This is a genomic window from Sphaerochaeta sp. UBA5849 (assembly GCA_002432715.1).
Lineage (GTDB): Bacteria > Spirochaetota > Spirochaetia > Sphaerochaetales > Sphaerochaetaceae > Sphaerochaeta.
The window spans coordinates 1-13,760 of sequence record DJGJ01000072.1 but is presented as its reverse complement, the minus strand read 5'-3'; the positions used below and the strand labels follow the sequence as shown (position 1 = coordinate 13,760).

General features: G+C 52.1%; 12 protein-coding genes. 1 reads left to right on the top strand and 11 read right to left on the bottom strand.

Annotation, left to right across the window (positions count from 1 at the left end):
• Positions 1 to 212 precede the first annotated feature (212 nt).
• Positions 213 to 560, top strand: coding sequence for a hypothetical protein (locus tag B3K89_RS12635; protein ID WP_293891195.1), 348 nt, complete (start codon positions 213 to 215; stop codon positions 558 to 560).
• 93 nt (positions 561 to 653) lie between these two features.
• Here the strand turns inward: B3K89_RS12635 and B3K89_RS12630 are convergent, their stop codons facing one another.
• The 11 genes from B3K89_RS12630 to fdrA form a co-directional block, all read right to left on the bottom strand.
• Positions 654 to 1,907: a uracil-xanthine permease family protein gene (locus tag B3K89_RS12630; protein WP_293891192.1), complete on the bottom strand. Its 1,254-nt coding sequence runs from the start codon at positions 1,905 to 1,907 to the stop codon at positions 654 to 656.
• Between the two features lie 88 nt (positions 1,908 to 1,995).
• Positions 1,996 to 4,452 carry a xanthine dehydrogenase family protein molybdopterin-binding subunit gene (locus B3K89_RS12625; protein ID WP_293891190.1) on the bottom strand — a complete coding sequence of 819 codons (2,457 nt, stop codon included), beginning with the start codon at positions 4,450 to 4,452 and terminating at the stop codon, positions 1,996 to 1,998.
• On the bottom strand, positions 4,445 to 4,930 hold the full coding sequence (locus B3K89_RS12620; RefSeq protein ID WP_293891187.1) for a (2Fe-2S)-binding protein: 486 nt from the start codon (positions 4,928 to 4,930) through the stop codon (positions 4,445 to 4,447). Before B3K89_RS12620 ends, B3K89_RS12625 begins: the two co-directional genes overlap by 8 nt.
• Complete coding sequence (locus tag B3K89_RS12615) at positions 4,924 to 5,745, bottom strand: FAD binding domain-containing protein (RefSeq protein WP_293891184.1); 822 nt, start codon at positions 5,743 to 5,745, stop codon at positions 4,924 to 4,926. The genes B3K89_RS12620 and B3K89_RS12615 overlap by 7 nt, the downstream gene beginning before the upstream one ends.
• A complete protein-coding gene (locus B3K89_RS12610) occupies positions 5,742 to 6,692 on the bottom strand; it encodes a DUF2877 domain-containing protein (RefSeq protein WP_293891181.1) in 951 nt (316 codons plus the stop codon). The genes B3K89_RS12615 and B3K89_RS12610 overlap by 4 nt, the downstream gene beginning before the upstream one ends.
• The gene (locus B3K89_RS12605; protein WP_293891178.1) at positions 6,673 to 7,341 is read right to left on the bottom strand and encodes a GntR family transcriptional regulator; all 669 of its coding nucleotides are present in this window, start codon (positions 7,339 to 7,341) and stop codon (positions 6,673 to 6,675) included. The genes B3K89_RS12610 and B3K89_RS12605 overlap by 20 nt, the downstream gene beginning before the upstream one ends.
• An 18-nt stretch (positions 7,342 to 7,359) precedes the next feature.
• Positions 7,360 to 7,743 carry a Zn-ribbon domain-containing OB-fold protein gene (locus B3K89_RS12600; protein WP_293891175.1) on the bottom strand — a complete coding sequence of 128 codons (384 nt, stop codon included), beginning with the start codon at positions 7,741 to 7,743 and terminating at the stop codon, positions 7,360 to 7,362.
• A gap of 10 nt (positions 7,744 to 7,753) precedes the next feature.
• The gene (locus B3K89_RS12595; protein ID WP_293891172.1) at positions 7,754 to 8,950 is read right to left on the bottom strand and encodes a thiolase C-terminal domain-containing protein; all 1,197 of its coding nucleotides are present in this window, start codon (positions 8,948 to 8,950) and stop codon (positions 7,754 to 7,756) included.
• 3 nt (positions 8,951 to 8,953) lie between these two features.
• Positions 8,954 to 9,640: a hypothetical protein gene (locus B3K89_RS12590; RefSeq protein WP_293891169.1), complete on the bottom strand. Its 687-nt coding sequence runs from the start codon at positions 9,638 to 9,640 to the stop codon at positions 8,954 to 8,956.
• Positions 9,641 to 9,657: 17 nt separating this feature from the next.
• Positions 9,658 to 10,533, bottom strand: a complete 876-nt coding sequence (locus B3K89_RS12585) for a cyclase family protein (protein ID WP_293891166.1) — start codon at positions 10,531 to 10,533, stop codon at positions 9,658 to 9,660.
• Positions 10,530 to 13,640 (bottom strand): acyl-CoA synthetase FdrA, encoded by a 3,111-nt coding sequence (gene fdrA, locus B3K89_RS12580; protein WP_345907491.1) that lies wholly within the window; start codon positions 13,638 to 13,640, stop codon positions 10,530 to 10,532. Before fdrA ends, B3K89_RS12585 begins: the two co-directional genes overlap by 4 nt.
• Positions 13,641 to 13,760: the final 120 nt, after the last annotated feature.

Here is a 13,760-nt window from a genome sequence, read left to right as displayed (position 1 = left end):
GAGAGTACCCATAAGCCACCTCCTGAAAATAAGGCTATACAAATATGCAAGGGCAATTCCTTTTAGGGCAAAAAAACCCCAAACGGGGCAGATAACTTGTAAACTCACGCTAGGAGCCTTTGGGTAGCTGCCACAATGGGGCTTTCCCCAAAGCCATGCTATACTGCTGCCAGGGCACTTTCCATAAGGGATATTGCAGTAAGGAACAACAAATGACTATAACGAGAATCTATGCAGACCAAAACGGCAACTCACATTTCGAGAATCAGGAAATTCCTGTTACTCCCTCAGGACCTTTGGGCTGGATGTCTTCACCTATTGCAGTCCAGTCCATGATTCTTCGGGAGAATCCACCGGGATACCACTATCCTTGGCATGCCGCACCCTGCAGGCAGTACATCATCATGCTGGAAGGATTGGTGGAAATTGAAGTGGGGGATGGGGAGAAACGAACATTCGGTCCTGGTTCAATCGTCTTGGTGGAAGACACGACGGGCGTAGGACATGCTTCAAGAAGCCCGGATGGAAATGGCAGACGATCATTATTCCTTCCCCTTTGATACGCAAAACGGTCCCATCTTATTTTAGATGGAACCGTTTCTTACAGGGTTTCTTGTTCAACTTGTTCTTTTCAGTCGCGTATAGACTCACTGTCAGCCCTCGGACTTGGTTATATCCTTTGGTCTGAGAATTGCGTTGAGAATAATACCGAAAATGGCTGCGAGGCCAAGACCTGAAAGCTGTACAGGACCCAATTTGAAGGCGGCCCCACCAAGTCCCAACACCAACATGGCTGCACTGATGATCAACAACTTTGGATTGGAAAGGTTCACCCTGGCGTCAACCATATTCTTGATACCGATTGAACTGATCATACCGAACAACAAAATGGAAATACCGCCTATTACCGGGGCAGGAATAGTACCGATCAAAGCGGTGAACTTGGGAATCAGCGAAAGGAAAATCGCAAACACAGCAGCTATTCTCATGATAATGGGATTGGTGACCCCGGTAAGAGCCACAGCCCCGGTATTCTCAGAGTACGTCGTGTTTGCAGGACCGCCGATCAAACCGGCCAAACTGGTTGCAAGACCATCACCAAGCAACGTTCTCTTGATGCCCGGATCCTTGATGAAATCTTCACCGACTACATTGCCGATGGCCAGTACATCACCAAAATGCTCGACCATGGTAACTATTGCAATAGGCACCATGACCGTGATGGCACTTACGGAGAATTTGGGGAAGGTGAAATGAGGAATACCGACCCAAGCGGCTTCCCAGACTGAACTAAAATCGACAATACCGACAACGATGGAAAGCAGATACCCGAATACCAAGGAAATGAGTACCGGCAGATTGGATGCAAACTTCCATCCGAATTTCGGGAATCCTACCTTGACGAATACCCCTGCAGCGAAGGTGAGCAAAGCAATAAGCCAGCAACCATTTTGCCCTATTGCTTCAGCGATTCCGGGAGAGTTCGTCCCGTTGGCATTCTGAATGGCAACAGGCGCAAGAATCAACCCAATCATAATGATCATGGGTCCGGTTACATGGGGAGGAAGGATCTTGTGGAGGTTCTCATATTTTACATACCTGAAAATAATTGAAACTACGATGTAGAGTCCGCCTGAAACTACTATACCACCCAATGCATACGGCAACCCTTGCGTAGCCCCGATGGCGACAATGCCGGGTATATAGGCAAAGGAACTTCCCAAAAACACAGGAACCTTGAATTTGGTTATCACATGGAACAACAATGTTCCAATACCGGCGGCGAACAATGTCACCCCGATATCCAAGCCGGTAAGAATCGGGACCAATACCGTTGCACCGAACATGACAAAGGTATGTTGGAGTCCAAATACAATGTTCTTTCCTGTCAAATCTTTTTTATTCACAATAGTCTCCTCATAAAAAAGCCTACAGTCCTATCCGGATCTCACGCACAGAGACATAAGCCCGGACATTTGATTCAAATACTTCGATTCAATCAATTCCATGCTTGCTTGCAACCTCCCTTGTATGTACCAAGTCACTGCGACACGAACCAATTGGAGACTTGGTTATCCAATTGTCAATCGGGGTTTTATCCCCCATGGCTCTCCATACATCCTCGCTTCGTATAGGCATATGAACCAGGTCGACGCCGACGGCCTGAGACAGGGCATTGCCCAAAGCCGGCGCAACGCTGATCATAGGGTGTTCAGCCACCCCGCGGGCTCCATAGGGCCCGTCGAGCTGAGAGTTCTCAACCGCAATGGTCTCAATCTCAAAGGGTATATCCTTGGAAGTTGGAATCTTATTATCGGTGAACGAGGGATTCAGCAAATGGCCGTCCATGTCAAAAATGTATCCCTCGCACATGGCAGTGCCCAAACCTTGCAGCATCCCACCCACAATTTGTCCCCGCAGCAGCTGAGGATTGATCACCTTCCCCACATCAAAGGCGGAAGCAATCTTGCGTATCAGGTACTCCCCTGTTTTGGGGTTCACCTCACATATGATTCCATGGGCGCCGAATGTCCAATCCAAGGCCGGTTTGCCCTGACCGGTTTCCTTATCGAGATTGGAAAGTCCCTGGGCTATGTAACTACCGACCCCGATCAAGGGACCTCCGATGGCTTGCCCATCAGGATAAGCATACCCGATGGCTATCCGAGGCCATGCAATCCGGTTCTCACTGTCATGCTTCACATAGACACCTTCCCCGTCGTGGGCCAGGTCATCCACACACGCCTTCAACACATGCGAGGAGACCAAATAGGCCTTCCGCAGCAAATCCTCGCAGGCAAGAATACAAGCGTTCCCCGACATGAGCAGACCCTTGGAAGCTACTGTCTGCCAGTCATAGGGATCGCTGTCGGTGTCCTTTTCAATCTTCACGAACACCTTATCGTAGCTGAAGCCCAACCGCTCGGCGACAATCTGCGCCAATGCCGCACTCGATCCTTGCCCGATATCGGTCAACCCGACATTGACACAAACCGACCCATCACTGTTCATTTTCACCACACAGGCGGTAGCGGTATTGGAAGGCATGGCTGGGGCTTTCTGCAAAATCGCCACCCCCTTGCCTATCTTCCACCCGGTATCCTTTTGCCTCTGCCGCTCCTCTTTGGACAGCTTTCCGTACCCTATGGAAGCAGCAACTGCATCCAAGCAAGCCACAACATCTCCTGTATGCTTGGTAATCTTCTCCCCGGTCAGGGTGAGGGAACCTTCCCGCAAGGCATTGAGCTTTCTGAATGCAACCGGATCCATTCCCAACGTTTTGGCTACCAAATCCATATGCCGCTCGATACCCCAGTGAAACTCAACATGCCCAAACCCACGATAGGCGGTGCCATAAGGTTTGTTCGTATACAACGTATAGGCATCGACCCACGCATTGGGAATTTCGTACGGACCTGAGGCGGAGTACCCCGAAGCCCTCGTGACATTTACCGCATAATCGGCATAGGCACCGGCGTCCCAATACATTTCCATCTTCTGGGCAAGGATTTTCCCCTCCTTGGAGACTCCGGTTTTTATGTGATACGTCAAGGCGCTACGGCATGGCAGCAAGGAGAACTCCTCTTCCCTGCTTGCCTGGAATTTCACCGGCCTTCCGCCGGCCTTCTTGGAAAGACACGCTGTCAGCGGTTCGATGTGGATGCCGGCTTTCCCGCCGAATCCACCTCCAACGTGCGGTATTACCACCCTGACATTGCTCAGAGGAAGGGAGAACGTATTGCAAAATAGATTACGGACGGTAAACGGCGACTGTGCACTGGTATAGATGGTCACCTTGTCCCCCGAACCCCACGAAACGATGGCGACATGGGTTTCCATCGGAACATGCTGCACACTGGGATTGTCGTACTCTCGTTCAACAATATACTCACTTTCGGCGAATCCTTGTTCCACATCGCCTTTCCGCAGTTTCGTCCAGTTGGCAATGTTGGTGTTGGGAATCGGGGTGAAAACTTCCTTGACATACTGGTAGCTGCCCAGATCCGGATGGACCAACGGAGCACCTTCTTTGCGTGCATCCATATGACTGAGCACGGGAGGCAGCACCTCATACTCGACTTCTATCAAATCGACGGCCTTGCGTGCTATCTGCAGCGATTCCGCGGCTACCGCCGCTACAGCCTCCCCGTAGTGGCGTACTTCACCTTTTGCAAGGATATACTTGTCTACGATATAGAGACCAAGCCGATAATCGAGCTCGGACCCCGTCAACACAGCCCTCACCCCTGGCAACGCTTCGGCCTTCGAGGTATCGATGCTGAGTATTTTCGCCCGTGCATGCGGACTCTTTTTTACTTGGGCGTAGAGCATCCCAGGAAGCACCATATCGCTGACATAGGTGGCTTCTCCTGTGAGCTTGACCCTGGCGTCGGGGCGTATTTCACTTTTCCCTACACTTTTCAGAACAGAACGATCGAGGGTTTCATACATACTCCAACTCCTCCTTCTCCTGCAACTGTCCGGTGACGTCCAAAATTGCCTCGATGATCTGCTCATAGCCGGTGCAGCGACAGAAATTCCCCTCCAGGCCTTCCTGTATCTCCTCTCGTGTCGGGCGGGGGTTGTTATGAATCAGCTGCCTGGCAGACATGATCATGCCTGCAGTGCAGAAACCGCATTGGACAGCCCCATGGGCTTCGAAAGCCGCCTGCAAGGCGGAAAGCACACCCTTTTTTGCCTCCCCCTCAATCGTCTCTACGATTCCACCATCGGCTTCCACGGCAAGGACCATGCAGGAATTCACCGTCTTTCCATTGAGAAACACCGTACAGGCACCGCATTCTCCGGCGCCGCAGCCTTCCTTGGTTCCCGTCAAACCCAGGTCTTCGCGCAGAAACCGAAGCAGGGTACGGTTTTCCTTGACCTCACGTGCATAGAGAACTGAATTCACCGTGACCTGTATCAGCATGAGCTCACCTCCCCAAGCAAATACTTGGTATATTCCAATACCATAAACCTGCGATATTCTTTGGAGCACCTGACGTCGCTGATGGGGCTTATGATGGAATCAACTTCCTTGAGTATCGCTTCCATCGGAAGAGAGCGGTCCAAAGGCTTGGTTGCCACAGGCGTTGGGGCTGCCGAACTCACCGCAATGCGAATCCTCCCGTTGACTATGGCTGCTGCTACACCGACGATGCCCAGGTCATGCCCCTGTATTCTTTTCAACTTTCGATACACCCCTTTTGCAGAAGCACTACTTGGGGGAATATGCAGAGCCGTTACTATTTCATCTCTTTCCAACACGGTCTTTTTCACCCCGGTGAAGAAGTCACCGATGGCTACCTCACGGGAGCCCCTCACCGAAGCAATGGTGATTGTGGCATCGAGGCACAACAATGCAGGGGCCATATCGGAACATGGGGAAGCATTCACGATGTTCCCCACCACAGTGGCCCGATTGCGAATCTGATAGGAGGCGAGATCCTTCGCGCAGGCACACAAGAGCGGATGGTATTTCCTCACCTCTGCACTACCAAGAATGTCATTGATGGTGACGGCAGGCCCTATCGACAGGGCGAGGTCCTGCTGCAAAACGAGATTCCGATACGCAGGAATCTTCTTCAAGTCAATCAGCAAATCAGGGTGGTAGACCCCCCCTCTGATTCCGACCAATAGATCGGTTCCACCAGCGAGCAACTTTGCTTGGTGTGCATTGGCGGAAAGCAGTTCCAACAAAGCAGATTCCGTGGTAGGTCCCCTGTACGAAAATTCAGCAATCATACGCCCCCCTTACCCATGATTTCCGGCAAAAGACCATACAGCAGGCCGGAAGCTGCATCATATCCAGAACTATGGCCCAATCCAGAGAGCACCTGCAAAGCCGCTGCATACTGCACCTCATCAAGCTGGTCTGAACAAACCGTCTGGGCAAACGCCACCAACGCCTGGGAAAACAGATTGTCGCAGGCAAGAAGCAGCATGCGCTTTGAGATATCGGTTGTGCGTTGGGATGAATCGTAGAGCAATCGACGAAGCTGTGTTGTGAAGGCTTCAACAAAATCAGTGAACGAGCCTTCCCCGGCTGAACGGGCGAGCATGAAGAGGGCGAGGAGAAACCCACAAAGGAAATCATCACCTACCGGGGTGGAGCCCGCTCCGAATCCCAAAAGCTTCTGCATTCCTCGTTCAGCTGTAAGAAGATTTCTTGTTTGGACACCTACGAGAAGAACTCTTGCATGGTGTGAAAAGTATCCGATAAAACTATGGTTATCATCACGATGATGGATAATCGCATCATATACCAATACGGCACCTTTATCGTGTTGTGCCTTGGTAAGCATGGCGCCCATGTGCGTAAGGTTCCCGTTGTTCAGGGAACAGGCAGCAGGAGCTGCCTCATTGTTTGGATGCACCCGCATGGATCCAACAAACGAGACCCATAAACCGCAATCGAAGCTCAACCGATCTTCCTGCAGCAGAACCTTCTGTCCTCTCGCAAGACCAAGCAAGCTGAATTGCGTACACGCAGTGGATGAATGCATGAATGCGGTGCATGGGTGAAGCTGCTCCGCTTTCATCACCAAGGCGCAAAGGCCGTCGTCTTTGTCCTGGAGATTCAGGGAAGTGTTGAATACAGAGTGCACCAAAAGGACCCTTGGGGAAGAAGGAAAGCGTGAGCCCATCACCTCAATGGTCCCCAACGGACCGTCAGGCCATGTGGTGCGCATGAAACAACGCCTCCTTGATGGCGGTATCCACTTTCTCTTTACCCCAGAGGATGTTCCGTCTTACGATCGACTTAGATTGTTCAACATCCCTAGCTTCCAACGAAAGCAGCAGATCAAGATGATCCTGACAGGTCTTGCGCATCCTGTCAGGATCGGTTATGTCCGACAACCGGACGAAATGGATCCTCTTGGCGATGTCGTCCAACATCTGCATCATCACCAAATTCCCCGCTGCGGAACACAGCGTCTTGTGAAAAAGTTCATCCTCGGTTGCACAGAGTGCCAGGCCCTCGGGCAACGTATCAAGCATCACCTTCCAACGTTCCTGCAAATCCTTCAGTATGGAGGCATCCATTCCTTTTTCACACAAGGTCTCCACCACGGCAAGTTCCAGGACCAGCCGGGTGTCATACAGTTCATTGACCTCCCTAAGGTCAATCTGCCTCACCATATATCCTTTATGAGCTTCCTTGGAGATTAATCTGGCCGATACGAGACTGCCCAGCGCCTCCCTAACAGGAGAGCGACTTACTGCAAACTCAGCACACAGTTCTTCTTCAGTCAACCGATACCCGGGTGTGTAAAACCAGGTTATGATTCGCTGGGAGAGAGAATCGTAAATATCAGTGCTGCGTACCGGACTACCCATTGGGATCCTCCTGGGATGCTATTGCTTGAAAATGAATACCTTCACGGGATCGCCCGGTCGTTCATCCGACTCCACCACGGTTGAAACCAACTTCATTCCTGTTTTTGGTTCATCCACTTCCAACTGCCCCGATGCCCGAAGCCCGTTCTCGAATTCCACGATGCCGAACATCATATTCTTCTTTGTGTAGCCTTCAGGCAGATTCCACAACCGCGTCCAGGAAAGCAGGGTGCACGGGCCTTCCAAATCAAATTGCTCCCATCCCTTGCCGGTCACAGGGTCCCGGCGGCTGTTACAGGTTTTGCACACCATGGGGGCTGGGTAATACAGTGTCCCGCACGATTCACAGCGGTAGGCTGAAATCTTCGGTTCCTTCACTTCATACATGCTGAAATCAATCATGGCAGCACCCTTACTCCTTTGCGCAGATCAGCGCGACGACGTTATTGCCGAACCCACCGAAATTGACCGACATACCATAGCGAGGATTACTCACCTGCCTTCCTTTCTCAGCTTCTCCGCGCAACTGTCTTACCAACTCCACCGCCTGGGAGACACCGGTAGCCCCTACCGGATGGCCTTTGGACTTCAACCCCCCGGATGTATTGATGGGAAGCTTCCCGTCGATATTGGTCAGGCCTTGCCGCACTGCCAAGAAGCTCTTGCCTCGTTCAAAGAACCCCACCTCTTCACTGATGGCCAGTTCAAGAATGGAGAAAGCATCATGAAGCTCGGCAAAGGAGATATCCTTTGGTGTCAGCTTCGCCATGGCGTATGCTTTTTCAGCGGCGATCCTTACTGCATCAAGCAGCAGCGGGTCTTTTCTGTTATGCACGCAATGGGTGTCGGTGGCACTGGCTATGCCTGCGATCCGAATCGGTTTCTTGGGAAAGTCTTTCGCCTTCGGACTATCCATGTTCACCAGCAATAGCGCAGCGGCTCCATCACTTACCGGGCAAGTCGAGTACATTCGCAGCGGTTCGGCTACATACGTATTCACCACCGCGGCTTCAGGGCCGTCGTTGATGGCTTCAATCGAGCACGGGGCCTGGATATGGGCGTACTTGTTCTTTGCACCATTGGCATGGTTTTTCACCGCCAACAGGGCAAGGTCGCGTTCGGTCAGCCCATATCGTTCCATATACATGCGGGTGAACATTCCACCGAAGGCGGGGAGGGTGAGGCCCATGTTGTATTCGGCTTCGGTATGCAGCATGGTTGCTACATAGTCGGTGCCGACCCAACCCGAGACTTTGCGCATCACTTCTCCGCCGACCACCAATACAATGTCCGCCATGCCGGAGGCAATCGCCATATACCCGATCTTGATTGCGCTGGCCCCTGAGGCTGGTCCATTTTCCACCAGTTCAGCCGGGACCGGTTCCATATCCATGCGACTTATCAAGGCGGAAGCCACGGCACTTTGATGGCAAAAGAGACCGCTTGCCATATTGCCGACGATTACCTGGTCGACTTCCTTCCTTCTTGATAGAAAATGTGCGTCCTCCAAGGCATCAGTTGCAGCATACGATAATACATCCGAAAGGTCATATTCAGAGGAATTACCGAATCTGGTGTGCCCGATTCCTACTATTCCAACGTTTGCCATTGCTTACCTCTTGAATCCCGGGATCTGGGGATATTCGGCGGGCATGATCAATTTTTCCGCCGATTTGAGATCTTCAGCTGAAACCGGCCTGGTGCCGGTGCACTTGCTTGCCCGTACAGCATCCCAAAGCGGACGAGTCAACACGTAGGTGGGGACACCACCCAATTCATGCCTGACTTCGGGAAATTGGGAGGAGCGGTCCTCCAATTGGTACTCGATCATCCATCGCTTGAAGCCATTGGGGCTCTCTGCAACGATGTAGACTTCTTCTTCCCCTAAAATGTCTATGTGGTGTTCCATTTTTGCGGCAAACAATTGCGCTCCTACCCTGAGCCCTCGCTTGATCGTCAACGTATGCAGGCTCATACCCAGCTGCGGCGTAACGGCACGGCTGGTTACAATGCCGGCGATGACTCCGTCGATGGTCCCGACCAGGACAAACTCATTCGCCACCCGGTAGCGATACCAGCCTAGGATTTCCGAATACATGCGAACAGCTACGAGGTCGTAGAAGTCCTTCGGAACACCGATCAGCGGATACAAGGTTCCCAGCAAGGCTCCGACTTCTTCCCGCTTTGCTTCCCGAACCACCATCTTCTCCCCTGATGCCAAGGTGATTACCTTGGGGGGATAGGCCTTGAGCGTCAACTCAGGAGGTCTCAATATCTTTTCCATTGCGTCCAATGCCATTTTGCGGACTCCTTTTTTTACCTGTGCTTTCTTGCTTCTTCGTGCAACCAAGCGTTCCTGCTGCCTGCAACATCCCCAAAGCGGGTCAGTTCGGCTTTTGCCTTCTTTGCCATCAGCATCTCATAGCGGTCGTCGTCGACATGAGCCACGATACGGGCAATGGAGGACTCCCCATCCACAAACCGCCAAGGATAACACCCGATGACCGCCCGTTGGTTGAGCAATAGGTCGAGGTCTCCCCCGACACACTCTGCGTGGATGATTCCATGGTTGAACATTTCAATATGCATCAACTGATACTTGTCTTCAGTAAAGAACTCATCCAAGGGCATGCCGTACTTTTCCTTGAAATGTGCATCACATTGCTTGGCTTCCTTGGGCATCCAGTCCCTGATTTTGGTGTTCATGGGATGGTCTGCGCTGCCGCAGTCGACTCCTATCCACCGCAGTTTCTTTTTCTTCGCCCATTCAGCGAACTCCCTATTGGGTCCGGGGTGCTTGATCATGTATCTGATTTCGTCACCGGTTGGCTGGTCCCATCCATAGTGGTGATACCCGGTGTGGATGATCAGGATGTCTCCCTCTTTCACTTCGACGCGCTCTTCGACCATGTCCGAGGTGTAGACGTCATAATCGCCGCACACGTCGGAAAGGTCGACGATGGCGCCTTCATGCACCAAGAAGTCCATATCCAGTTGTGCAATATCCTTTCCCGGTGTATAGAAATGTATTTCTCCGTCAAGGTGTGTTCCCACATGGTTGGAGTGGGTCACCACTTGCCCGTTTGCACCGTTGGGTGCAAGCCGCTTGAAATATTGGACCTGTAGCGGTATATACGTCGGCCAAGGTGGTGTCCCAACGCCCAAGGGAATCGTCAGATCGATTACTTTCATTGCTTTCTCCTTTTTTTGCTATGATCGGAGGGTGCATACTCGTCGGCAAAAGCCAAGAGAGCATCCTGAAAACACTTGATCGGAGGTTTCACCAACCCGGCTCCTACCATCCCGATACCCGGCTCCTTGTGTGCGATGCCGGTGTTGATGACAGGAAGAATCCCCTTCTCAACCACCTTCCTTACATCGATGCCGGTGGGAGTCCCTCGGAAATCCAAAATGGGGATCCTATATTCCCTGTTTTCGGCCAGGGTGATGTTGTACATTCGTTTGGTGTACATAATTGCATCGGAGGGTGTTCCTCCGACGAACTTGACGATGGAGGGCGAGGCTGCCATGGCAAAGCCGCCGATGCCCGATGTTTCGGTGATGACCGAGTCCCCAATGTCCAAAGCGGCATCCTCGGCTTTGAAGCCGGGGAGATACAATCCTTCGACGACGGTCGCCCCGGCGGTGAACCAACGGTCTGCAAGACCTGAGATTTGAATGCCGAAGTCCGTACCGTTGCGGGCCATCGCAGTAATGAGTGTACTTCCTTTCACGTGCTTTGCGCTGTCCATCGTGCACTTTGCCGACGGCATCGAGAGGTTGAGGAAGAAGTGATCGTTCTTGTGCATGAAAGTCAGTACATCGGAGATGTGTTGCTTCGGTTCGTCGAGCAATACGAGATACGGTGCAAGCTCGCGAATGACCAGCGATGTTCCCGCCCTGTTGCGGTTGTGGCCCTCATCACCCATCTGCAGTGCCTGTACTATCAAGGAACGCATGTCGATCGGTCCATGGAGCTGCAAAGCTTTGTTGAGAATCGGAGCGAGGATGCTTTCCATCCAGTGAAGCCGGGAGAGCACTTCCTCGTTGTATGCTCCATAGCGAAGGACCTTTCCCAATCCTTCATTCAGTGTTGCATAGGCTTTATTCTTGTAGGTGTCGTTCTCTACGATCCATACCGGCATACTGCAGCTGATGATGCCGGCCATGGGGCCGACTGCATTATGGTGATGACAGGGTTCAAACTCAATGGCACCTGAAGACGCGAGCTTTTCAGCCTCGTTGGCATCCTTTGCCTTTCCTTCATACAACAGCGCACCAATGACCGCTCCCCGCATGGGACCGCACATGCGCTCCCAGGTGATCGGGGGTCCTGCGTGCAACAACAGGTTTTCCCGCATGCCGGGGATGACGTCCTTCGCCTTGGCGATGCCCAGCAGCATTGGCTTGCTCGCAAGAACCCGCTCCACCGCTTCTTGGTTGGCTTCGTTACAGTCGATATCCTTGATTGTATCCATCCGGTTGAGTGCGTCGATCAAAACGACATCACCGCCGGCAGGGGGTTTCCAATCCAGGTTGTACACATCGGCACCACAAGACTCTAGATTTTTAGAAAAGGAAGCCAAGCCAAGGTTGACTGCATGGACTCCCTTTTCAAACAAGGAGAGTATCGGTCCTACGGGTGTGGCATCGGGAAGGTCCAGCGGTTTGAGGGTGATTTGTGAAGGCGATTCCATGCTCTCTTCCCGGTTTCCGACACCGGTTTGTTTGAGGAGAATTCTCTGTGCCAGTTTGACGGCTTGATAGTTGGAGGGCATCACCACTACGCCGGCTTTTTCAAGGTTTTGTACTTGGAGGGCAAAACCTTGCGGATCGAGTGGGGTTCCGGTTACTGAAGCAACGATGCTCAGGTACCCTCCCCGCTTGAGAGCTGCCTGCTTGGCTGCAACCAGCGTGGGTATCATCGCTCCTGCCGGGTCGTCGCAGCTTCCATACCCTAGTACGCAATCGAGCACCATCACGGCAATTGAAGCGTCGTCCATCTCCTTGCGGATCCGGTCGGTACGCGTGGTGGGGTCGATCATGGGGTGTGGTCTTCCCACGGTAAAGACATCATCACCTAGATCGACGATGGTGTGACCGATTGAGACATGCGGATCCAAGAGTCTCAAGGCTGGGTTGGTTTGGTTATTGGAATATACGTTCTCCTTGAGGTCCGAAAGGGATAACCAAGCCTCATCACACAGCGTGCCTCCTGTATAATATCCGCGGATATTGGTTTGTTCGGGCAGCCTGTGCTTCGATTCCCTGAGAACAATGGCATCGATGGTTTCATGGTCCAGATCGAAGGGCCAATCATCGTAGTGTTCCCGTTTTGGGAGGTTTTTGCCGCTAAGGGAGGCTGCAATGCGCGCCGTCTCCTCAAGATTGGAGGCCCAATGGATCAAGGGATGGTGGGGAAATTGATGCGCGTCGGCTCCGATGAAGTGTACAACCGAGTTCTTCTGTGTCCGTACCAAGGCATTGAGTACGGTTGGTACCAATTCAGGGGTTGGGGGTTTGGATACTACGACAATGAGATCGGTGTTTGGATCTTCACCAAGGGCTCTGATGCCTTGCAGCATCATTCTCCCTCCCACGGCTTTGTTCTTCAAATCCCGTCCTCCGGTGCCGATGGCTTGGCTTATGCCGCAGCCCATCCGATCCAGCAGGCATGTCACTTCCTGCAAGCCGGTTCCTGAAGCAGCAACCAACCCGATGGAACCCGGGGCGACTACATTGGCGAAACAGAGCGGTTTTCCTCCGATTATTGCGGTTCCGCAGTCGGGACCCATGACCAACAAGCCTTTTTCCACGGCACGCTGCTTGAGGTCTATTTCATCTTCCAAGGCAACGTTGTCGGAGAAGATCATGACGTTCAGGCCGAGGTCCAGGGCTTTTCGTGCTTCATGGGCTGCGTAGATGCCTGGTACTGAGATAATTGCCAAATTGGTTTCACTTTGTGAGCGTACTACATCTTCTACGCTGCAATACGCTTCTTGGGAAGCTTCGGCTTTTGAGCTTCCTCCCTTGCCTGAGAGCAAGGTGTCCGTAAAGGCAAGCATGGCGGGTATATCACTTTCCTCAGGGCAATCAAGAGCTATAAGGAGGTCGGAAGGGGTGGCCTTTTCGAGTTGGGTGGGAGAATATCCTTGGTCTATGAGCAACTGCACATTCATGGCGGTGCCCATGGCAACTGTTGCGGATTCGATTTCTTCTCTAGTTTCCAGATCCCTGCTGAGTAGCATCAAGACAACAGAATCGACGTACATGTCTTTCTTGACAACGACTTGCTTCATCAAGGCACTCGCTTTCCACACCGCTGGAAAAGTACCCAACTTCTATTTTATACAAGATTGTATACAAGTCAACATAAATTTGAAACCTTTTTTCCTCAGATCTCAACAGTATCAAGTTCT